Below are 24,065 nucleotides of genomic sequence, written 5' to 3'. Positions count from 1 at the left end.
ATCATCATCAAGTTGGCAAAAGCTAAGCCCATTAAGCATCGCTGAAAGATAAAATAACACGTATGAAAAACTTTTTTATACTATTCGTTTTTCTTCCCTTCCTTGTAGGAGCACAATCGACTTTCCCAAAGGATACCTCCTACACGATATCGAATACGTATCAAAAAGAAATAAAGAAATTCCCTTTCATTAGCATTGCCAAAACCTTGCACAATGAAAACATAAAATCTGAAAAACAAATAGTTTACCAACAAACAGCAACTCGCGACCTTCATCTTGACTCTTATTTATTTCAATCCAAAAAAAAGCTTCCCGCAATTATTCTGTTACACGGTGGCGGATGGAAATCTGGAGATAAATCTCAGATGGAAAACCTAGCAACTGCAATTGCTGTAAAAGAATACAACTGTTTTGCCATTGAATATCGATTATCCCCAGAAGCCAAATATCCAGCTGGCTACAATGATGTAAAAGAAGCTATCGCTTTCATTATCAAAAATGCAGTGCGTTTCAATAGTGATCCAAATAAAATAGCCATTTTGGGCTGTTCTTCAGGAGGACAAATGGCTGCTTTACTTGGTACCACTTCTCCAAACGAAATACAAGCCATTGTTGATTTAGATGGTATTTTAGCTTTTCATCATCCAGAATCGGAAGAAGGTAAAATCGCAGCAGAATGGTTGGGAGGAACCTATGAAGAAAATTCCAAAAATTGGATAGCAGCCTCAGCACTTACCCATACCAACAAAAACACTCCTCCTATTCTTTTTGTGAATAGCCAATGGAATCGATTTCATGCTGGAAGAGATGATATGATTCGTATTTTAAACCAAAATGAAATTTACAGCGAGATAAAAACTTTCGAAAAATCACCACATTCTTTCTGGTTTTTTAATCCATGGTTCGAAAAAACCGTAACTTTTACAACCCAATTTCTAGATAAAATACTAAAAAAAGAATAAATGAAAACACTACAGCTACTAGCTTGTTTAGCCCTAATGGGTGTCTACCAAGCCAATGCCCAAACTTTGAATAAAAAGGCCAAAACCTACGCTGAAATTTCTGTGAAAGAAGGCGGAAAATGGGAAGGTCGAAAATACATCGGTGGTACCTTCAAAAATGTTCAAAAATTGAAACTAGCACCAGAACATACAGATCATTCCTTTGATATCCGTTACGAAGGTCCAGGCTGGGAAAGCAACAAAATTGGCTACCGATTGTACCTAGATTGGAGAAATGCCATTGACATTTTTGGAAAAAAAACCGAAGCGATTGTTTTGCCGCAAGTCGGACAAGATGGTTTTGACTCCTATCATGAAATGAGTGATTGGGGTGCCGACATCCTTAAAGCAGGAAAAGGAATTGGAATTGGCTCCATAGACCGCTACCTAAACAATCAAAGATTACATTTTTATGAAGTCGATTCTACTCTCGCAAAAGTGGAGAATAAATCCAAATCTTCTGGGGTAAAAATCAATTACTACGGTTGGAAAACAGCGGGAGAAAAAATTGATTTTACCTCTCAGTTAACGATTACTCCAAACCAACGCCACACCCAACATAACATCCAAGCCTCTAAAGCAATTAGTGGTATTTGCACAGGAATTGTAAAACAAAAAAATACGGAAATCTTCAAAAAAGTGAGCCAAAATAAAAAATGGGCTTATCTCGCCACTTATGGCACTCAATCGCTAATTCCGGATCAACTAGGGATGGCCATTTTATATGAAGTTACTAACATAGAATCAGAAGTTGATGCAGAGTTTGATCATCTTTTAGTTTTCAAACCTTCAACCCAAGCCGTAACCTTTTACTTTTTAGGTGCCTGGGAACAAGAAAAAGACGGTATTAAAAGCAAAGAAGCATTTGTAAAATACTTAGATGAAAAACTCAACGAACTCAACAAAAAAGGTAAAATTTAATAAAAATGGCTATCTATAAATGGATCTATTGTTGTTTAGCGTTATTGATTTCTGTCAATAACGAAACTATGGCTCAAAACCAAAGCCCTACAATTGATTCCAAAAAGAGCAATACAATCGCTAGTACTCTCAAATGGTCAGAGCGAATGGCGCTTTCGATAATGAAACGTCATCCCAAAATTTGGCAAATAGACAATAATGAAAAACCCAAATGGGATTACAAAATTGGATTTGTTCTTAGTGCTTTTGAAAAGTTATACCAAAAAAGTCATAATCAAGTCTATCAAAACTACAGTAAAGAATATATAGATTCTTTTATTGATAGTTCGGGAACTATTGCCAACTATAATTCAAAAGAATACAATATTGATTTAATCGAACCTGGAAAATTGCTTTTCAACATTTATAAGGAAACCAAAGAGATTCGCTACCTAAAAGCCTTAACACTTTTGAGAAACCAACTCAAGGAACACCCCAGAACGGCTAGTGGTGGTTTTTGGCACAAACAAATTTATCCCAATCAAATGTGGTTGGATGGTTTGTATATGCAAACTCCTTTTTACACACGTTATACTGTAACTTATGAGAAAGGTGAAAACCTAAATGATATTGCGCTTCAATTCCAACTTGTACAAACGCATTTCATAGATCCAAAAACAGGTCTGTTTTATCATGCTTGGGACGAAAGCAAGCAAATAGCATGGTCAAATCCTGTAACAGGGACTTCGCCAACCGTTTGGTCAAGAGCCATTGGTTGGTATGCTATGGCGTTAGTTGATGTATTAGATTATTTTCCAAAGAAACATCCAAAACATAAAGAATTAGTAGGCAATTTGAACCAATTAATCAAAGGGGTAATCGAATATCAGAACCCTTCTGGCCTGTGGTTCCAAGTAACAGACAAAGCCAATGAAACGGGTAATTTCTTGGAAACTTCTAGTACTTGTATGTTCATTTACACCATAGCAAAAGGAATTAAAAAAGGCTATTTACCATCCAAATATAAAGTTAATGCAACTAAAGCCTTTGATGAAATCATCAAAAAATATTGCAAAGTGGATGATGATGGTGAGCTTCATCTCACTCAAATATGCTCTAATTTTGGTCTTGGGGGAATCCCTTTTAGAGATGGTTCTTATCAATTTTATACAAAATCAAATAACAAAAACGATAGTTCTGCGGGCGTTGGTGCTTTTATGCTATCAGCCCTCGAACTAAATAAATAAAATTACTATTTAAATCATTTCCAATGAAAAAAAACATAAAAAGAAACAAATTGCTATACCTATTACAAGGGTTACTCCTTATTTTGATTGGTAATAATCTCCAAGCTCAAGAAATACCTAAAAAACTAAAATGGTCAGAACGTATGGCCGCTACAGTAATGCTGCAGCACAAAGAATCCTTCATGATCGATCACGCTACTTCTCCAAAATGGGATTACGTTCATGGACTAGTTTTGACTTCAATGGAAGAATTGAATAAAAAACATCCTAACCCAAAATACACAGAATACATAAAATCGTATGTAGACAAACTCATCCAAAACGATGGAACTATTGATAGCTACAAATTCGATTCGTACAATATTGATATGGTAGTTGCCGGTAGATTATTGTTTGATATTTATGCCAAAACCAAAGAGGAAAAGTATCTAAAAGCATTGCAAACGCTCAGAAAACAAATCGAGGAACAACCCAGAACTCCTAGTGGTGGATTTTGGCACAAAAAAATATATCCTAACCAAATGTGGTTGGACGGATTATATATGGGAGAGCCCTTTTATACCCAATACACTATGACTTTTGAAAACGGAAAAAGTTTAGACGACATCGCAAAACAATTTGAACTCATTCAAAAAAATGATCGTGATCCGAAGACTGGACTTCTTTATCATGGTTGGGACGAAAGCAAACAAATGCCTTGGGCCAACAAAACGACTGGGACGTCTCCAAATTTCTGGTCTCGTTCTTTGGGTTGGTATGCTATGGCCTTGGTTGATGTCTTAGATTATATGCCCAAAAATCATCCAAAACACAAAGAATTAGTCAACTATTTGAACCAATTGGCTACAGCATTAACTCCCTTTCAGGATGTTTCTGGGCTTTGGTACCAAGTAACCGACAAAGGAGCAGTTGGTGGAAATTATTTAGAAGCGTCTGGAACGGCTATGTTTGCTTATGCTTTTGCCAAAGGAGCCAACAAAGGATACTTACCCAAAAAATATAAAAAAATCGCTCAGAGAGCCTTTGATGGTATGACCAAACAATTAATCAAAATTGGTGCGAATGGCGAAGTGATTATCACTCAAGCCTGTGCTGTTGCTGGACTTGGCGGAAATCCCTACCGTGATGGCTCGTTTGAGTACTATGTAAACGAAAAGAAAAAAGACAACGACCCAAAAGCAACAGGGCCCTTTATTCTTGCTGCCTTAGAATTAAACCGATAAACAATGAAGCTCAAAATCAGTTTCTTATTGCTCATTTTCAGCGTTTGTGGTACAAGTACAGCGCAAGAAATCCAAAACGGCTCCCCATCACAAGTTTGGGTGGCCGATTTGGGGAATGGAAACTATCAAAATCCTATACTTCATAGTGATTATTCAGATCCTGATGTCATTAGGGTCAATGAGGATTACTATATGACAGCTTCTTCCTTTAATTGTATTCCGGGTTTGCCAATTCTGCATTCAAAGGATATGATTAACTGGAGCATTATAAATTACGCCCTTCAAAAACAACCACCTTTTGAGTTGTATGACCAACCGCAACACGGTAATGGTGTATGGGCACCTTGTATTCGGTTTCACAATAATGAATTTTATATTTACTATCCAGATCCCGATTATGGTATTTATATGGTCAAAACCAAAGATCCAAAACAGGCTTGGTCTGCTCCCGTCTTAGTTAAGGAAGGAAAAGGATTAATTGATCCCAGCCCGCTTTGGGATGAAGATGGAAAAGTATACCTCACCTACGCTTTTGCCGGTAGTCGTGCGGGTATCAAAAGTATTTTGGCGCTTTGCACGCTCAATGCAGAAGGAACTTTGGCTAACAATGATGATGTGATTTTATTTGACGGTCACCCAAACGATACTACAGTTGAAGGTCCAAAATTCTACAAACGCAACGGATACTATTACATCTTTGCTCCTGCAGGAGGCGTGGCCACGGGTTGGCAGTTGGTATTAAGATCCAAAAACGTATACGGACCTTATGAAAAAAAAGTAGTACTCGAGCAAGGGAATTCAAAAATCAATGGGCCTCATCAAGGTGCGTGGGTACAAACACAAAAAGGAGAAGATTGGTTTTTCCATTTTCAGGATAAAGGAGCTTATGGAAGAATCGTGCATTTACAACCTATGATTTGGAAAAACGACTGGCCTTTCATAGGAACTGATACCAACGAAAACGGCATTGGTGAACCCGTGAGTGTTTTCAAAAAACCGAATGTAGGTAAGACATTCCCAATACAAACTCCCGTAGAAAGTGACGAGTTCAGCGAACCAAAATTAGGATTACAATGGCAATGGCACGCCAATCCAAAAGTGAGTTGGGGCTTCCCTTCTACTCTAGGCTACTACACCTTGTTTTGTCAAACTAAACCCAAAAACAGTACTAATTTATTCGATATTGGGAACTTGTTACTACAAAAAATTCCCGCTGAAAAAGCGACCGTCACAACCAAAATCACCTTCAATGCAAGAGCCGACGAAGAACAAACAGGCTTAGTCATAATGGGATTGAATTACAGTTATCTCAAAATGAAAAAACTTGGCAATAGCTATTGGTTATCTCAAGTGACTTGCCTCGGCGCAGACAAAAAAGGAATCGAAAAAGAAAGCCAAAGCATCGCCCTACAAAGCAATACCTGCTTCCTAAGAGTACAAATAACCGCTGGTGGACAATGCCTTTTCTATTTCAGTGAAGACAATCAAAAATTCCTGCCAATTGTAACGACTTTTAGTGCCAAAGAAGGAAAATGGATTGGCGCAAAAATTGGCTTTTTAGCACTACGAAACGAAACAACCAACGATGCTGGAAATGTAGTTATTGATTGGTTTAGAGTAACAAAATAAAGCACAAAAAATGAAGAAAATAATTCTTGTTTTATGTATCTGCGTCGGAAGTTTGTCCTACGCGCAAGTCTTGAATAAAAGCTGGAAAGCCATTACCGAGATGAAAGAAGGCCCTTGGTTTAGCAGCCCTGAAGCCATTGCCATTGCCGAAAATGTATTGTTGTACCAACGCTCTATTGGCGGTTGGCCGAAAAACATCCAAATACAAAAAGAACTAAATGATACCGAGAAAAAAAAGCTACTCTCCGAAAAAGACAGTACCGACGAAATCACCATAGACAATGGTGCTACGGCGCAGGAAATGCTTTTTCTATCCAAAATGTACCGCCAAAATACAGACGAACGCTATCAAAAAGCCTTTTTGTTGGGTCTAGATTACTTACTCAAAGCCCAATACGCTAATGGAGGTTGGCCTCAGTTTTTCCCTAATAAAAAAGGCTATTACACCCACATCACTTTCAATGATGATGCAATGGCCAATCTGCTTTTTATGTTCAAAGAACTGAAAGACAAAAGCGATTATTTTGCCATAAAACCTTCAGATGCTTTGGTCAATCAAATCAAAGTTGCTTTCGACAAAGGCATTGATTGCATCCTAAAAACACAATACAAACAAAACAACACCTTAACCGCTTGGTGCGCACAACACGACGAAGTGACTTTGCTTCCTGCAAAAGCCAGAGCCTACGAATTGCCTTCGTTGAGCGGAAAAGAATCGGCAAAAATTGTCTTGCTGTTGATGTCTATCGAGAACCCATCACCTGAAATTATTCAAGCCGTAAAAAGTGCTGTCACTTGGTTTGAAGCAACTAAGATAACAAATTTAAAAGAAGAACGAATCCTAAATGAAGCTGGAAAAATTATCGATAAAAAAATGACTGCCACCGAAAATGCCGAGCCAATTTGGGCCCGCTTTATGGAGCTTGACACCAACGAACCTTTCTTTTGTGACCGAGATGGCATCAAGAAAAAAACAATAGAAGAAATTGGTCCCGAGAGACGAAACGGCTACGCTTGGTACACTAATGAACCCAAAGAAGTACTAAAAAAATATCCCAATTGGCTGAAAAAAATCCAAACAGAGGAACCAAAAAAAAAAGACCAACAACCACTAACCAATGAAAATTATTTTGTGGTAGACGCTAACGGATCTGGCAATTTCACCAAGATTCAAGATGCCATAAATGCGGCTCGTTCCTATCCCGACCAACGCATTATAATCTATATCAAAAACGGAAAATACTACGAAAAAGTAAAAATCCACGCTTGGAACACCAAAATTTCCTTCATTGGCGAAAGCAAAGAAAACACGATTATCACTTTTGACGACCACTTCAAAAAAATGAATATAGGGCGAAACAGCACCTTCCACACCTACACCGTTTTGGTTGAAGGAAACGATTTCATCGCTCAAAATTTAACCATCGAAAATAGTTCGGGTGAGGTTGGACAAGCAGTTGCGCTCAATGTCAACGCCAATCGGGTAAAAATTGAAAACTGCAATCTCTTAGGCAACCAAGACACGCTATACACCTCGGGCGAGGGAACCAAAAACTATTTCAAAAATTGCTACATCGAGGGCACCACCGATTTTATTTTTGGCGATGCCACGGTTTTGTTCGAAAACTGCACACTGCACAGCAAAAAAGATTCCTATATCACCGCAGCTTCAACGCCTCAAGACAGCACTTTTGGCTACGTTTTCAAAAACTGCACACTCACGGCAGACGCAAGTGTCAAAGAAGTCTATTTGGGCAGACCTTGGCGCATCTATGCGAAAACCGTTTTCATCAATTGCACGATGGATGCCCATATTCTCCCGCAAGGATGGCACAATTGGTCAAAACCCGAAGCCGAAAAAACTAGCTTTTATGCCGAATACAATTGTTCTGGCGTAGGCTTTCAACCGCAAAAAAGAGTCTCGTGGTCGCATCAACTCACCAAAAATGAAGCTAAAATGTACACCATAGATAACATTCTTAATGACAAAATCAAAAATTGGTACTTAACCTCTAAGTAACTATTTTTTAGGAACAGCAACAAGGGACGTTTCAGGAAACAAAGTCCCGCTATTCGTTCCACCCGAGCGATAGTGAACTGACGAAGTAATCTTTTGTACCGAACACCGGCACAAAAGGATTTCCACTACACCCGAGCGATAGCGAACTGGCGAAGCAATCGGGGCTAGCAGCCAAGAAATTGTACTCTTGGTTTCAACCTTTAAAACAAAATAATAAATGCCACCAAAAATGAAAAAATACCTGCTTTTCTTTGTCTGCATCAGCCTAAGTGGTTGGGCGCAAAACGCAGCTTTTCCCACAGAAAAAGTGAATACCATATTAAATCGTATCATTTTACCCACCATTCCTGCCTTTACCATAAAAGTAACCGCATTGGGAGCCAAAGGAGATTCGATAAGCAATGCAAAACCCGCTTTTGATAAAGCAATGGCGCTTTGTAAAAAGAAAAACGGCGGAACAATCCTTGTCCCAAAAGGTGTCTATACGTTACAAGGGCCGCTTCATTTTGTGAGCAATATTCACTTGCATTTAGAAGACGGTGCCAAAATCCGATTTGGCTCTAATCCAAAAGATTATCCGCTGGTGTTAACTAGTTGGGAAGGCACGATGCTATACAATTACAGTCCATTGATTTACGGAATTGGTTTAGAAAACATCGCCATCACTGGAAACGGAACTATCGATGGAGAGGCAAAAAACACTTGGATCAAATGGAAACCACTCGAAAAGAAAGACCAGCTTTTGAGTAGGGACATGAATCATCAAAATGTTCCCATCAAAGAACGAATTTTCGGAGAAGGACATTACCTGCGACCGCAACTCATTCAATTCATCGACTCCAAAAATATTCTTATCGAAAATGTTCAAATCGAAGATTCACCATTTTGGTGCATTCATTTGTTAAAAAGCAAAAGCATCACAGTTCGTGGTTTAAAATACAAAGCATTCAATAACAATAACGACGGCATCGACCCCGAATATGCTAGCGATGTACTAATCGAAAACATTTCTTTTGATAATGCCGATGATAATATTGCCATAAAATCAGGAAGAGACCACGAAGGAAGAGCCAATAGCGCTACCCCAAGCCAAAACATTGTCATACGAAATTGCAATTTTAAAGGCTTGCACGGAGTAGTGTTGGGCAGCGAGATGTCGGCTGGAATTCAAAACATTTATGTAGAAAACTGCAAAACGATTGGCTACCTCAAAAGAGGCATTTACCTAAAAACCAATGCCGATCGAGGTGGCTATATCAAAGATGTTTTTGTAAACAATCTGCAACTGGACGAGGTAGAAGACGCCTTGCACATCACTTCCAACTACCACGGCGAAGGCAGTGGTTATGCTTCAAGCATTAGCAACATCAATTTTTCGAATATCCTTTGCAACAAAGCCACACAAACCGGCATTGTGATTCAAGGCTATCCTGATTTAAAAATAAAAGATATTTTTTTTAATAACATTCATATCCAATGGGCCAAAAACGGCATTTCAAGCCAAAACGCTGAAAATGTAGTACTGAACGAAGTCACCATTGGAGAAAAAGCGAGTATACCAACTTCTGTAAAATAACATTAAAATGAAAAAGTACTTCCTACTAATTGCCTGCATCACCCTAAGCGGTTGGGCACAAAAAACGACGATTTATACCATTGGCGATTCGACTATGGCCAACAAAGTAGCACCTGAACAAAACCCCGAAAGAGGATGGGGACAAATGCTACCCACTTTTTTTTCAGACAATGTGGTGATAGACAACCGCGCAGTTAATGGCAGAAGCACGCGCAGTTTTATTGATTTAAAATTATGGGACGCGGTGTATAATTCCTTAAAAAAAGGAGATTATGTCTTTATACAATTTGGTCATAACGATGGCAAAATAACCGACCCAACTCGTTATACCAACCCACACACAAGCTACCGACACAATTTGATTCGCTTTGTAGAAGAAACCAGAAAAAAAGGAGCCACTCCTATCCTATTCTCTTCCATAACCCGAAGAACCTTCAATGAGCAAGGTGTTTTGATTGACTCACACGGCGATTACACACAAGAATTAAGGCTTGTAGCACAAGAATACAAAGTCCCTTTTATCGATATGCAATACTACACGGAACTTCTGGAGGAATCCTACGGAGTAGAAAAATCAAAAGAATTACATCTGCACTTTGCCCCGGGAGAAAATAGCTATATCCCAAAAGGAATCGATGACAACACCCATTTATCTATAAAAGGAGCCACAGAAATTGCTAAAATTGCCGCACAACAAATCAAAGCACTCAACATTCGCTTGTCTAAAGAAGTGAAATAATTTTTATCTCATAACGCTACAAAAAAAGCTTCCGTCATTGGAAGCTTTTTTATGAATTATTCTAAGGATAAAGTCACTTGCCCATCATCTTCTAATTGAATGGAAGAATCATCAATGGTATCTTCTATACTTTCAGTCGGTTCGGGCAGCTCTTCTTCTGGCTCATCATAAGGCAAAGGATCAAGCAAATTCACTTGTTTTAACTTATCGGTTGTCAATTGGTTTCCTAAAGCTTTAAATCCTTTTACTGCAATAAAACTCTCGATGTCTACCACTTGATTCTCTTTTTGAACACCTTTCACTTTAGCAAAAATCAATTCAGCTACTGGGCGATAATCGGTAGCTACAATTTCTAATTTTGAATTTGGATGATCGGTAATAAACGATTCTTCTTTATTCTCCACCTCCACTAAGAAACGCTTGATAAAATAACGTTCTTTTTCACCATCAAAATAGATAGCAGAAATCGGTTTTTTAGGATTCCATTTTTCTAAAACAATCATATCCTCATCAAAATGAGTAGACAGCTCTGGAATAATAACTTTTAGTTTTCCAGTCTGAGAAATGACTAATATCTTGTCGCTTGGTCTAAATTCACCCAACAGCTCTCCTCTTCCATCCACATTCAATCGCTGCACGGTATCGTCAAACCAAACTTTTCTTGGTAATAAAGTAGAAATTCCTTTCTCTTTTAATTCAATTTTCTTGATTGGATATTTGGTTACCAAATTCCCTTTGGAAGCTCTTCCTTTGATGGCTAATTTGGCGAAATCAATATCAAATTTGAGTTTTTTGATACTACCAACTTGACGCAGGATGATATTGATTACCTCCGCTTCACCATTTGGATTGCAAGAAAAATAAAGAATTTGAGAACCCGCAGCTCCATTGGTTAAATCGTAGGCTTTATCTCTAGTAACACCTGAAACATTGAATCGTTTAATGTAAGAAGGCCCTGATTTTCCATCACGATAAATCAAATTGTAAATCGTGCGTTTATCGCCTTTGTCAAAAATGGCAACGTGAATAATGTCTTTACCAACAAATGTCTTAGCATCGACTTTGGTAATCATCATCGTTCCATTACGTAGAAAAACAATTACATCATCGATATCAGAACAATCCACCACATATTCATCTTTTTTCAAGCTAGTTCCCACAAATCCTTCTTCGCGATTGACGTATAGTTTGGTATTACGCAAAACCACTTTGGTCGCTTCGATGTCATCAAAAATGCGGAGTTCGGTTTGGCGTTCTCTTCCTTTACCATATTTTTCTTTAAGCTTGGTAAAATAAGCTATCGCAAAATCAATGATGTGATCCAAATGATGTTGTACTTCCTTCATTTCGTCCTCTAATTTCGCAATGAAATCATCGGCTTTATCTGAGTCAAAACGCGTGATTCGAATCATTGGGATTTGCGTTAGTTTTTGCAAATCATCATCGTTAATTTCTCTCACAAAGGACGCTTTGAAAGGCTCAAAACGATCATACATGTATTTGTACAACGCTTCTCTGTCCGAATACAATTTGAAGTCAATGTACATTTCTTCACGAATGAAAATCTTTTCAAGTGTAGCAAAATGCCATTTATTTTTTAATTCCTCTAATTGAATTTCGAGTTCTTGACGCAACAAATCTACGGTACGGTCTGTCGAAATTTTCAACATATCCGAAACCCCAATAAAAAGCGGTTTGTTGTCTTCAATCACACAACCTAACGGTGCCACTGACGTTTCGCAAGCAGTAAAAGCGAACAAGGCATCGATGGTTTTATCTGGAGAAACACCTGGGAAAAGATGGATTAAAATCTCAACCTCGGCAGCAGTATTGTCTTCGATTTTCTTGATTTTGATTTTCCCTTTTTCATTGGCTTTCAAAATACTATCAATCAAACTAGATGTATTGGTCGAAAACGGAATTTGGGTAATCACCAAGGTGTTTTTGTCCAACTGACTGATCTTGGCACGCACACGCACACGTCCGCCACGCATACCATCGTTGTAATTCGATACATCCGCAATCCCAGCGGTTTGAAAATCTGGATATAAAGTAAAGGGTTTCCCTTTCAGAATTTTTATAGAAGCATCGATTAACTCATTGAAGTTATGAGGCAACACTTTGGTGGAAAGACCCACCGCGATTCCCTCTGCTCCTTGTGCCAAAAGCAAAGGAAATTTTACGGGAAGATTATTTGGTTCAGCACGACGACCGTCATACGATACACCCCAATCTGTAATTTTAGGAGAATACAATACCTCTAAGGCAAATTTAGACAAACGCGCCTCAATATAACGAGAAGCAGCTGCGCCATCGCCTGTTAGAATGTTACCCCAGTTTCCTTGGCAGTCAATCAATAAATCTTTTTGACCAATTTGCACCATAGCATCAGCAATACTCTGATCCCCGTGAGGATGGTATTGCATAGTGTGTCCTACCACATTTGCTACTTTGTTATAGCGACCGTCGTCTAATTCTTTTAACGAATGCATAATACGGCGCTGCACCGGCTTGAATCCGTCTTCGATTGCGGGTACGGCACGTTCTAAGATTACATACGAAGCGTAATCCAAAAACCAATCTTTGTACATTCCTGTAACTTTGGTAATGGTATCGTGCTCGTCTGCATTATTTTCGTAAAAATGGTGCATCCCACTTGAAGTCGATATATCATCGAATCCTTCTTGATCATTAGCATCAAAGCTGGCGTCGTTGTTTTCGTCTTCGTTAGGAAGGATGTTATCTTCTTCTTCGTCTTTCATTTATATCTTTATAAATCTACTTAATCGTTATTTCAGTGCTAAAAAGAATACTTTTCTTTGCAAATATGTTCTTTTGTGGTCACCCAATTTCCGCTTTTGTCTTTCGTTTTTTTGGTTTGCATTCCACATTCTTTATGATCATTACTTCTGATAATAAAAAATGTCCCACCAAAACCTAGGGCAAAAGCTAAAATAATGAGTACTATGGTTTTCTTGTTCATTTTTTATTCTTAATTCAATTAAAATATACCTTTACTTTTTAAAAAATTATATTCTTTTTCTCCATCCCCATCCTCAACAAAAAGTTCTATTCCAAATTTTCGAAATAGTTCCGCCATATCAGCATAACAATATTTTTGGAATCCTTCCAAATTATTTGAACTTCTCGAGCCAATACAACTTATACAAAACTCATTGTAACCAACAATTCTATTTTTTCCATCTCTAAACAATATCATATGTCTTGGAGAATAACAACCCGCTTCCATATCTTTCGGAACACAGGTGTCACTTATCAATAGATTTAAAAGTTCTTTCTCTTGAATTTTATTTAAAACCACTCTCTCTTGTATCATTGAACTATCAAAAGTAAGTTTATAATTATCAACTAATAGTTTATATGAGGGCCACTCACCCTTATATTTTATAGTATCCCAAAGAACTCTATTATAATAAGAAACCAATTCAATTTTAGAAAAATTCTTTATTGGAAAATCTCTCTTGCTAATTATTTTACTAATTGATTTTTCAATCGGAATCCCTTCGGATTCTTTCGATTGTTGTGCATTCTCATTTTTACAAGAAACCAATAGTAAAATAGCAATTAAAAATATTATTTTCCACATAAACTAAATTCTCACTTTAAAACAATACTACTCTTTCTCAATCACATCCAAATCTACCTTCAAGTTTTTGATGATAAACTCTTGTCGGTCTGGGGTGTTTTTGCCCATATAAAACGACAATAATTGCTCGATTGACGTATTTTTATCCATCATAATAGGATCCAATCGGATGGTTTCTCCAATGAAATTTTTGAACTCATCTGGCGAAATTTCTCCAAGTCCTTTAAATCGAGTGATTTCTGGTTTGGGTTTTAATTTTTCAATGGCGTCTCTGCGCTCTTCATCAGAATAGCAATAAATGGTTTCTTTCTTATTTCGAACTCTAAAAAGCGGCGTTTGCAAAATATACAAATGCCCTTCTTTGATTAATTCAGGAAAAAATTGCAAGAAAAAGGTAATCAACAACAAGCGAATGTGCATTCCATCGACATCGGCATCGGTGGCGATTACAATATTGTTGTAGCGCAAGTCACACATATCTTCTTCGATATTCAAGGCCGCTTGTAACAAATTGAATTCTTCATTTTCATACACAATCTTCTTACTCATTCCGTAAGAATTCAAAGGCTTTCCACGCAAACTAAAAACCGCTTGTGTATTCACATCACGCGATTTGGTAATCGACCCAGAAGCCGAATCTCCCTCGGTAATAAACAACGTACTTTCTAAATATCTTGGGTTTTTGATGTCTGGCAAATGCACCCGACAATCTCTCAATTTCTTGTTGTGCAAACTGGCTTTTTTAGCACGGTCTTTGGCTAATTTTCGAATGCCTGATAGTTCTTTTCGTTCGCGCTCGGCTTGTAGAATTTTTCGCAGCAACAAATCGGCTGTTTCTGGATTTTTATGTAAAAAATTGTCTAATTTATTTTTCACAAAGTCATTCACAAATGTTCTAACCGATGCCATTCCTGGCTCAGACCCCATATCCGTAGAACCTAATTTGGTTTTGGTTTGGGATTCAAAAACAGGTTCCATGACCTTAATACTAACCGCACTCACAATCGATTTACGAATATCAGAAGGATCGAAGGTTTTGTTGTAAAATTCACGTATGGTTTTGACTACCGCTTCTCTAAAAGCGACTAAATGGGTTCCCCCTTGCGTCGTATTTTGACCGTTTACAAAAGAATGGTATTCCTCGCTATATTGCGATTTACTATGGGTCATCGCGATCTCAATATCATCACCTTTAAGATGGATAATTGGATACACCATATCTTCCTCGGCAATATTTTCATCTAATAAATCTTTCAATCCATTTTCAGAAAAATATTTTTCACCATTATAGATAATTGTTAAGCCCGTATTTAGGTAACAATAGTTTTTAAGCATTTTTACTATATACTCATTTCTAAATTTATAGTTTTTAAAAATGGCTTCATCTGGTGTAAACGTAACTTTGGTTCCTTTACGCTTGGTGGTTTCGATAATATCTTCTTCCAAAACCAAATTTCCGGCTGAAAATTCAGCTGCTTTTTGCTTCTCGTCACGAACCGATTCAACTCTAAAATAATTGGACAAAGCATTAACCGCCTTGGTTCCTACTCCATTCAATCCAACTGATTTTTTAAACGCCAAAGAGTCGTACTTCCCACCAGTATTCATTTTTGAAACCACGTCGATTACCTTGCCTAAAGGAATGCCTCGACCATAATCACGAACCGCTACAGTTTTATCTTTAATGGTCACTTCGATAGATTTTCCAGCGCCCATTACGAACTCATCAATACAGTTGTCTAATACTTCTTTTAAAAGAATATAAATACCGTCATCCGGCGAAGAACCGTCACCAAGCTTTCCGATATACATTCCGGGACGCATCCGGATGTGTTCTTTCCAATCGAGAGAACGTATATTGTCTTCATTATAAATATTTTGCTCAACCATAAACAGATTTTGGATTTTCACGCAATATAGCATATATCTCCAAAAAATGAAAGGTGATACTCTTTAATTTTTTTTAATAAAATCTAGGGCTACAACAATGTTTTACATCTGTTTTGAGTAAATTTATCGCCAAATTTTTCCAATAAATGCCAAATACCATAAAACCGAGTTTAGACCAAATTAAACTCATCAACGAATATTTATTATTTGACACTCCAAACGAGGAACAGTACGACAACCTTACTTTTTTGGCTTCCCAAATATGCAATACTCCTATTTCTACAATCACCTTAATCGACACTACTCGTCAATGGTTCAAATCGAAAATAGGCTTTACGCACAACGAAAACCCTATAGAATATTCCTTTTGCGCCTTGGCCCTCTCCAAAAATCTAGATTTTTTAGAAATTCCAAACCTAATGTTAGACGAAGAATTTAGCGGCATAGGCAAATTAAACGGCTTGAAAGAAAACGGATTTTATGCTAGTGTAGCAATTCGAAATGAAAAAGGGATTCCATTAGCTACCTTGTGCGTTATAGATTATGAAAGCAAAAAACTAACAAACGATCAAAAAAAAGGATTACAAATTTTAGGAAAACAAGTAGAAGAACTTTTTAAATTAAGGCTTAAAAACGCAACACTGCTTAACAATTACAAACTATTAAGTGAACAATATGAGACTTTAAAACAATTCTCCAATCGTGTGTCGCATGACATTCAATCACCGCTTAACAATATTATTTCATTGATTACACTTTTCAGAGAAGAAAATGAGACTTCTTTTTCTAGCTCTGAATATTTGCAGTTAATGATTGAGAGTTCTAGTCAACTCAAAGAATATGTTACTAAACTCCTTTATTATTATCGTTCCGAAAACCAAACCATTGCCAAAAAAATCTTCGCCATTCAAGATATAATCACCACCACCAACTCTATTTTAAATCCTAAAAAAGAGTTCAAAATAATATCAACTTTCGAAAAAGTAGAAATTTATTCGGATCCATTAGCTTTGACACAAATAGTAATGAATCTCGTTTCGAACGGTTTAAAGTACAATTACAGCACTACTCCAGCAATTACATTTGGTTTCAAGGAAACTGCAACTTCCTACGAACTAAAAATTAGCGATAACGGAATTGGCTTGAGCGAAATTGAAGCCGCCACACTCATAGACAATGCGGCTAGTATTGCAAAAAAAGATCGTTTTGGCAACTACGGGACACAATTAGGCTGGACCACGATCAAAAATCTTTGCAGTAAAATAGGAGCAACCATTACAATTCATTCAAAACTCAACGAAGGCAGTACGTTTATTCTGTTAATTCCAAAAGACACCAACACAGTTTTGCTTTCTTAATATCGAATAAAAACCTAACGATCAGTACATTTTTAATCGAAATCTAAAACCTATGCAAAAACATTTTTTTTTAGATATTATATTTTCCGATTCAACCATCAAAAAAAGCTCGAAAAACAAGTTTTCTTATTAAACAACAAGCTGTTTTGAGGAAGCTAAAATCTTGCTGTAGTAAACCCAATTCTTAAAAAAAATTCATACTTTTGAAACTCAAAAAAAATAACGATATGGCAACAGTAACATTAGGTGGAAACCCAATTCACACTTCAGGCGAACTTCCTCAAGTAGGGAGTAAATTAGTAGATTTCAAACTAATCAAAAATGATTTATCAGTAGCTACATTGGCTGATTTTGCTGGTAAAAAATTGGTTTTAAATATTTTTCCAAGTATAGATACTGGAACATGTGCTACTTCAGTTAGAAAATTCAACGAAAGCGCTAGTTCATTAGAAAACACTACTGTTTTATGTATCTCTAGAGATTTACCATTTGCACAAAAGCGTTTTTGTGGTGCCGAAGGTTTAGAAAATGTAGTTAATTTATCCGATTTCCAAGAAGGTAATTTTGGCAAAACCAATGGTTTAGAAATCACTGACGGTCCTTTGGCTGGATTGCACTCTAGAGTAATTATTGTGTTAGACGAAAACGGTGTGGTTACACATACTGAACAAGTAGCTGAAATCGCTAACGAACCTAATTACGAAGCAGCTTTAGCCGCACTATAATACATTTATGGAATTTCAAAAAGACAATTCTTTTATAACCGGAAGATTAAAAAGTGTTACGTATGCTTTTAAAGGAGCGATAAAATTAATAAGTACGGAACATAGCATAATGGTTCAGTTTTCTATTGGAATACTCATTAGCATTTTAGGCTTTATAATGAACATTTCTGCTACAGAATGGTTGTTTCAAACTTTTGCGATTGGCTTAGTCATGAGCATTGAAGGACTAAATACCGCAGTAGAAAAAATAGCCGACTTTATTCATCCGAATTACAGTCAAAGAATTGGTTTTATCAAAGACATTGCTGCAGGGTCTGTTTTCTTTGCAGCAATTACTGCTATAATTATAGGTTTAATCATTTACGTTCCAAAATTCATATAGGCTTACTTCAAAAAAAGAATGGCAAAAACAAATAAAAAAAACTCATCTGAGACTCCTTCTGATGTTACTACTCCAAAATCTAAATTTTGGGAAGTATCCAAGCAAAACAAACTCATAATAGGCAGCTTACTGGTATTATTTTCTATTGGTTTACTAATCGCTTTTGTTTCCTTTTTTCTATATGGCCAAGAGGATCAAAGTGCTGTAAATAGTTTAGCCGATAGGAACGAAGTTGTACAAAATTGGTTAGGAAAAATTGGAGCTTTCCTTGCGGACGCTCTTATTTATAAAGGTTTCGGAATTGCATCTTTCCTATTTGTGCGTTTATTCTTTTTGACAGGTTTGTTTTTATTTTTAGATTTAAAAATAAAAAAACTCAAAAACATTTGGTTTTGGGACTTGTTTTTAATTGTAATTCTATCCGTTTTATTTGGATTCTTTGCGACTTCTGTGCCAGAATTAGGAGGAACCGTAGGCTACGAACTTAATTTGTTTTTTCAAGATTATATAGGAAAAACAGGCACGTTATTAGTGTTGATTTTCGGTATTTTGATTTACTTAATTTTCAAAATAAAAATATCACCAGAAAAAATTCAAAACATATTTCACTCGACCAAAGATGAAATTAAAGATGAAATAGCCAATAATCCTTTTCCCAAAGAGACTTCAAACACATATAATTTAGAAGAATTTGCCATTGAAGAGGAAGAAGATTTAGAAGACATCATTCATCTTAAAAGCTCAGGTTCACAGTTTGAAATCAATAAAGAAGCCTTGAAACCTACAATTAGTAGTGCTTCAGAAATTAATTTGGAACCCCAGTTGAAACCACAACCCGTAGTTACTCCAATTCCAAATGAAGTAATCACTACCAACGACGACGCTTTTGTAATTGAAAAAGCAGCCGAAGAAGATATTATCGAAGAAAATCTTGCTTCACGTTTGGTTTCTGATTTCGGTTTATTCGACCCAACGTTGGATTTATCGCATTACAAATACCCAACAATAGATTTATTAAAAGAATATTCTACTGGCGGAATTACCATAAATCAAGAAGAATTAGAAGAAAACAAAAACAAAATCGTTGATACCCTTCGCAATTACAAAATAGAAATTGCACAAATTAAAGCAACAGTTGGTCCATCGGTTACCTTATATGAAATTGTTCCAGAAGCGGGAATCAGAATTTCAAAAATCAAGAGTTTAGAGGACGATATTGCTTTGTCATTATCCGCACTTGGAATTCGTATCATTGCACCAATTCCTGGCAAAGGAACCATTGGTATTGAGGTTCCAAATAAAAATCCTACTATGGTCTCTATGAAAAGCGTCATTGGTTCGGCTAAATTTCAAGAAGCCGAAATGGAATTACCAATTGCTTTAGGAAAAACCATTTCTAATGAAACTTTTGTAGTCGATTTGGCAAAAATGCCTCACTTATTGATGGCGGGGGCTACTGGACAAGGAAAATCGGTAGGATTAAATGCCGTGTTGACTTCTCTTTTGTACAAAAAACATCCAGCCGAAGTAAAATTCGTTCTGGTCGATCCTAAAAAAGTAGAGCTTACTCTTTTTAATAAAATAGAAAGACATTATTTAGCTAAATTACCCGATACCGAAGACGCCATTATTACCGATAACGCGAAAGTTGTAGCAACTTTAAATTCGCTTTGTGTAGAGATGGACAATCGTTATTCGTTGTTAAAAGACGCTATGGTGCGCAACATCAAAGAATATAATGATAAATTTAAAGCCCGAAAGTTAAATCCAGAATTAGGACACCGTTTTTTACCTTATATTGTATTGGTAGTCGACGAGTTTGCCGACTTAATTATGACGGCTGGTAAAGAAGTAGAGGTTCCAATTGCCCGTTTGGCTCAATTGGCTCGTGCCATTGGAATACATTTGATTATCGCTACCCAAAGACCTTCGGTGAATGTAATTACAGGTTTGATCAAAGCCAACTTTCCAGCTCGTATCGCCTTTAGAGTAACCTCAAAAATTGACTCTAGAACTATTTTAGACACACAAGGAGCTGATCAATTGATTGGTAGAGGAGATTTATTATACACCAACGGTAATGATGTTGTTCGTGTACAATGCGCCTTTATCGACACCCCAGAAGTAGAAAAAATAACCGAATTCATAGGTGCTCAAAAAGCCTATGCCACTGCTTATTTACTTCCAGAGTTCGTTGGAGAAGAAAGTGGCATTAATCTTGATATGGATGTTTCCGAAAGAGACCCCTTATTTAGAGAAGCCGCCGAAATTATTGTCAATGCACAACAAGGCTCCGCTTCTTTATTACAACGCAAACTCAAATTGGGATACAACAGAGCGGGACGACTAATTGATCAATTAGAAGCCGCCGGAATTGTAGGCTCGTTTGAAGGAAGTAAAGCACGTAGTGTTAATATCCAAGATATGAGTTCTCTTGATCAATTTTTCAATAACGAACTAAACAATTAAATCATGTTACCTAGTATTCAAAACTCCTCACTTGTTCCTTCAAATAACAAGTTCCAATCTATTATGTCCTTATTTACAGCAATTGCTTTGTTTTTTGTTGTTTTTTCATCATCCGCTCAAGACAAAAAAGCAAAAGCTTTATTAGAACAAGTCACTAGCAAAGTTAAAAGCTACGACAACATTGCGATTGATTTTAAATACAGTTTGCAAAATGCCAAAGAAAACATCAATCAAGACAGCAAAGGAAATGTTACCCTAAAAGGAAACATGTATGTACTCAATTTCATGGGGGTTACCAAACTTTTTGATGGCAAAAAAACCTACACTATCGTTCCTGAAGATGAAGAAATTACGATTTCTAAATTGAATGAGAATGACGATAACGCCATTACACCTTCTAAAATGTTGACTTTTTTCAACTCAGGCTATAAATACACTATGGACATCATTCAAGATGTTAGAGGGCGAAAAATACAATACGTAAAACTAGTTCCAACGAATGCAAAAGATCAAAGAAAAGAAATCTTATTAGGTATTGATATTCAAACCAAACACATTTACAACTTAATAGAATTTGGAAAAAAAGGAACGAAAACCACACTTACCGTTAATTCTTTTAAAACTAATCAGCCATTATCAAAAAATCAATTTACCTTTGTGCCGAGTAAATACCCCAATTACTACATCAATAAATTAGATTAAACATAGGTGAAGATACTTGACAAATATTTATTAAAATCCTTTTTGATTACATTTACTACGGTTTTTGTTATCCTTTTTTTCATCTTTATTCTCCAAACTGTTTGGCTTTTTATCACTGAATTAGCTGGAAAAGATTTGGATTTCATAATGATCGTCAAATTTTTATTATTTTCTATGCCAAGGATTATTCCTTTGGTTTTACCGCTATCCGTCCTGTTAGCTTCTATTATGACTTTTGGAAGTTTTTCCGAAAATTATGAATTGGCAGCCATGAAATCCTCAGGAATTTCGTTGCAGCGTTGCTTTCGTACCTTGGTTATTTTTATCTTTTTCTTGAGCATTGTAGCTTTTATGTTTGCCAATAACGTAATTCCGTATGCTGAGTATAAATTTATGAGTTTCAGAAGAAACATTGCCCAAGTAAAACCAGCTTTGGCTATAGCCGAAGGACAATTTAATACCGTTGGTGTGTACAACATTAAAGTGAATAAAAAGTCAGGGGATAAAGGGAATTTTTTGAGTGGCGTTACCATTCACAAGAAATCATTGATGGGCGATGGCAACAAAACCGTAATCAAAGCCAAAACAGGCGAATTGATCAGCAACGAAGCTTCAAATTTATTGCAACTGGTTTTGAAAGATGGGTACTATTATGAAGATGTCACGCCAAAGAAGTACGAAGACAGAGAAAAAATGCCTTTTGTAAAAAGCTCTTTTAAAAGAGACATTATCAATATTGACTTATCTAAATTAAACACAACAGCTGTAGAGGATACCAAAGACTCCAATACCAAAGGAATGCTTGATGTATCGGAACTAAGATATACCATCGATTCTTTATCAAAAAGCAAAGCCACGGAAGCCAAGTCTTTTTCTGAAAACATCAATCAGAAAGTCACTATTCCATTAGCCTCTACCACTACTCCAACTAATGATACGGTAAAAAAAACAAAAAAGATCAATACCAAAGATCCATTGGGAGTTTTTACTGACGAAGAAAAAGCAACCGTGTACAAAAATGCTTTGGCCAATACACAAAGTACCGTGGTAAGTATTGATGGCACCCTTTCGGATTTAAAATTAAAACAGAAAAACATCAACAGTCACGAATTTGTTATTTATGAGAAATTTGTAATTGCTTTTGCTTGCTTCTTGATGTTCTTCATTGGTGCACCATTAGGCGCTATTATCCGAAAAGGCGGTATTGGACTTCCTATAGTATTTGCGGTTTTGATATTTATCACCTTTCATTTCATAAACACCTTCGGAAAAAGAATCTCACAAGAAGACGGACTAACTCCTTTCATGGGAGCATGGATGTCCTCGTTCATATTGACGCCTTTGGCAATTTTGTTAACCCACAGAGCCATCAATGATATTGGTATCATCAATATGGATCGTATAACAGAACCTTTTCAAAAATTGGTTAAAAAATTATTCCCTTCTAAAAACTAATTCTACACATGGTAGCAGATAAAATACAACTCAATACAATTGAGGAAGCAATTGAAGACATTCGTCAAGGTAAAATAATTATTGTAGTAGACGATGAAGACAGAGAAAACGAAGGTGATTTTTTGGCCGCAGCCGAAAAAGTAACACCCGAAATGATCAATTTCATGGCTACCCACGGACGAGGACTAATCTGTGCTCCTCTTACCGAAAGTCGTTGTAAAGAACTAGGATTACATGTGATGGTGAGCAACAATACCGATCCTATGGAAACCGCTTTTACTGTTTCGGTAGATTTGAGGGGCAATGGCGTTACTACTGGTATTTCTGCTTCAGATAGAGCCAAAACCATACTTTCTTTGGTAGATGCCAACACCAAACCACACGATTTAGCACGACCAGGACATATCTTCCCGCTTATCGCGAAACAAGGCGGTGTTTTGAGAAGAACCGGACATACAGAAGCTGCCATCGATTTTGCGCGTTTAGCAGGCTTTAAATCCGCTGGTGTGATTGTAGAAATCATGAACGAAGACGGAACTATGGCGCGTTTGCCACAATTGGTCAAAGTGGCTAAAAAATTCGATTTGAAATTGGTTTCAATAGAAGCATTGGTAGCTTACAGAATGCAACACGATAGCCTTATTGTTAAGAAAGAAGATTTCGATATCCACACTCGTTTTGGCACCTTTAGATTTCGTGCTTACCAACAAACCACCAACAAACAAGTACATATCGCCTTAACCAAAGGTACATGGAATTTAGGAGAGTCCATTTTAACTAGAATCAACTCTTCTCAAGTCAATAATGATTTACTAGGTACACTAACCAACAACGCCGACAAACAGCTGGACGATATGTTTACCACCATTAACAAGGAAGGAAAAGGCGCCGTAATCTTTATCAATCAAGATATGCAAGCAATAAATTTATTGAGCCGAATTGCTGAATTGAGAGAATTACAAGCCAACGGCGAACTCAAAGCGCCTAAAATAAAAATTGACAGCAAAGATTTTGGCATTGGTGCACAAATCCTTCACGATCTAGATATTTCAAAAATACGTTTAGTGACCAATTCTGCTCACGAAAAACGTGTAGGTATGATTGGGTATGGCCTAGAAATTACAGAATACGTAAACTATTAA

The 24,065-nt window shown here is 36.8% G+C and carries 19 protein-coding genes; 15 read left to right on the top strand and 4 right to left on the bottom strand.

Translation table 11 applies throughout. From position 1 onward, the window contains the following. The first annotated feature begins 62 nt into the window (after positions 1-62). From WFZ86_RS15235 to WFZ86_RS15200, 8 genes are all read left to right on the top strand, one after another. Positions 63-962, top strand: a complete 900-nt coding sequence (locus WFZ86_RS15235; protein WP_342692726.1) for an alpha/beta hydrolase fold domain-containing protein — start codon at positions 63-65, stop codon at positions 960-962. Continuing rightward, positions 963-1,922, top strand: coding sequence for a DUF4861 family protein (locus tag WFZ86_RS15230; protein WP_342692725.1), 960 nt, complete (start codon positions 963-965; stop codon positions 1,920-1,922). Between the two features lie 5 nt (positions 1,923-1,927). Next, a complete protein-coding gene (locus WFZ86_RS15225) occupies positions 1,928-3,148 on the top strand; it encodes a glycoside hydrolase family 88/105 protein (protein ID WP_342692724.1) in 1,221 nt (406 codons plus the stop codon). A 23-nt stretch (positions 3,149-3,171) separates the two neighbouring features. Continuing rightward, entirely contained in the window at positions 3,172-4,371 is a 1,200-nt protein-coding gene (locus tag WFZ86_RS15220; protein WP_342692723.1) for a glycoside hydrolase family 88/105 protein, read from the top strand. Between the two features lie 3 nt (positions 4,372-4,374). After that, positions 4,375-6,000 (top strand): glycoside hydrolase family 43 protein, encoded by a 1,626-nt coding sequence (locus tag WFZ86_RS15215; protein ID WP_342692722.1) that lies wholly within the window; start codon positions 4,375-4,377, stop codon positions 5,998-6,000. A 10-nt stretch (positions 6,001-6,010) separates the two neighbouring features. After that, the gene (gene pelA, locus WFZ86_RS15210; protein ID WP_342692721.1) at positions 6,011-8,020 is read left to right on the top strand and encodes a pectate lyase; all 2,010 of its coding nucleotides are present in this window, start codon (positions 6,011-6,013) and stop codon (positions 8,018-8,020) included. 229 nt (positions 8,021-8,249) lie between these two features. Continuing rightward, the gene (locus tag WFZ86_RS15205; RefSeq protein WP_342692720.1) at positions 8,250-9,596 is read left to right on the top strand and encodes a glycoside hydrolase family 28 protein; all 1,347 of its coding nucleotides are present in this window, start codon (positions 8,250-8,252) and stop codon (positions 9,594-9,596) included. Between the two features lie 7 nt (positions 9,597-9,603). Beyond that, complete coding sequence (locus tag WFZ86_RS15200) at positions 9,604-10,335, top strand: rhamnogalacturonan acetylesterase (RefSeq protein WP_342692719.1); 732 nt, start codon at positions 9,604-9,606, stop codon at positions 10,333-10,335. A gap of 56 nt (positions 10,336-10,391) precedes the next feature. Here the strand turns inward: WFZ86_RS15200 and WFZ86_RS15195 are convergent, their stop codons facing one another. The 4 genes from WFZ86_RS15195 to WFZ86_RS15180 are packed head-to-tail and all read right to left on the bottom strand — an operon-like array spanning position 10,392 to position 15,832. After that, complete coding sequence (locus WFZ86_RS15195; RefSeq protein WP_342692718.1) at positions 10,392-13,097, bottom strand: DNA gyrase/topoisomerase IV subunit A; 2,706 nt, start codon at positions 13,095-13,097, stop codon at positions 10,392-10,394. A gap of 38 nt (positions 13,098-13,135) precedes the next feature. Beyond that, on the bottom strand, positions 13,136-13,318 hold the full coding sequence (locus WFZ86_RS15190; RefSeq protein ID WP_342692717.1) for a hypothetical protein: 183 nt from the start codon (positions 13,316-13,318) through the stop codon (positions 13,136-13,138). 18 nt (positions 13,319-13,336) lie between these two features. Beyond that, entirely contained in the window at positions 13,337-13,942 is a 606-nt protein-coding gene (locus WFZ86_RS15185) for a hypothetical protein (RefSeq protein ID WP_342692716.1), read from the bottom strand. A gap of 27 nt (positions 13,943-13,969) precedes the next feature. Further along, entirely contained in the window at positions 13,970-15,832 is a 1,863-nt protein-coding gene (locus tag WFZ86_RS15180; RefSeq protein ID WP_342692715.1) for a DNA topoisomerase IV subunit B, read from the bottom strand. A gap of 146 nt (positions 15,833-15,978) precedes the next feature. Between WFZ86_RS15180 and WFZ86_RS15175 the strand changes: the two genes are divergently transcribed. From WFZ86_RS15175 to ribB, 7 genes are all read left to right on the top strand, one after another. Then, positions 15,979-17,190 carry an ATP-binding protein gene (locus tag WFZ86_RS15175; protein WP_342692714.1) on the top strand — a complete coding sequence of 404 codons (1,212 nt, stop codon included), beginning with the start codon at positions 15,979-15,981 and terminating at the stop codon, positions 17,188-17,190. Between the two features lie 227 nt (positions 17,191-17,417). Beyond that, the gene (gene tpx / locus WFZ86_RS15170; protein WP_342692713.1) at positions 17,418-17,915 is read left to right on the top strand and encodes a thiol peroxidase; all 498 of its coding nucleotides are present in this window, start codon (positions 17,418-17,420) and stop codon (positions 17,913-17,915) included. A 7-nt stretch (positions 17,916-17,922) separates the two neighbouring features. Further along, complete coding sequence (locus WFZ86_RS15165; protein WP_342692712.1) at positions 17,923-18,297, top strand: diacylglycerol kinase family protein; 375 nt, start codon at positions 17,923-17,925, stop codon at positions 18,295-18,297. Positions 18,298-18,315: 18 nt separating this feature from the next. Further along, complete coding sequence (locus WFZ86_RS15160) at positions 18,316-20,766, top strand: DNA translocase FtsK (protein WP_342692711.1); 2,451 nt, start codon at positions 18,316-18,318, stop codon at positions 20,764-20,766. A gap of 63 nt (positions 20,767-20,829) precedes the next feature. After that, complete coding sequence (gene lolA1 / locus WFZ86_RS15155) at positions 20,830-21,468, top strand: outer membrane lipoprotein periplasmic chaperone LolA1 (RefSeq protein ID WP_342692758.1); 639 nt, start codon at positions 20,830-20,832, stop codon at positions 21,466-21,468. A gap of 6 nt (positions 21,469-21,474) precedes the next feature. After that, positions 21,475-22,923: an LptF/LptG family permease gene (locus WFZ86_RS15150; protein WP_342692710.1), complete on the top strand. Its 1,449-nt coding sequence runs from the start codon at positions 21,475-21,477 to the stop codon at positions 22,921-22,923. 8 nt (positions 22,924-22,931) lie between these two features. Beyond that, positions 22,932-24,065, top strand: a complete 1,134-nt coding sequence (gene ribB / locus WFZ86_RS15145) for a 3,4-dihydroxy-2-butanone-4-phosphate synthase (protein WP_342692709.1) — start codon at positions 22,932-22,934, stop codon at positions 24,063-24,065.

This window comes from Flavobacterium polysaccharolyticum, assembly GCF_038739875.1.
Taxonomy (GTDB): Bacteria; Bacteroidota; Bacteroidia; order Flavobacteriales; family Flavobacteriaceae; genus Flavobacterium; species Flavobacterium polysaccharolyticum.
This window is presented reverse-complemented; position numbering and strand designations above follow the sequence as displayed.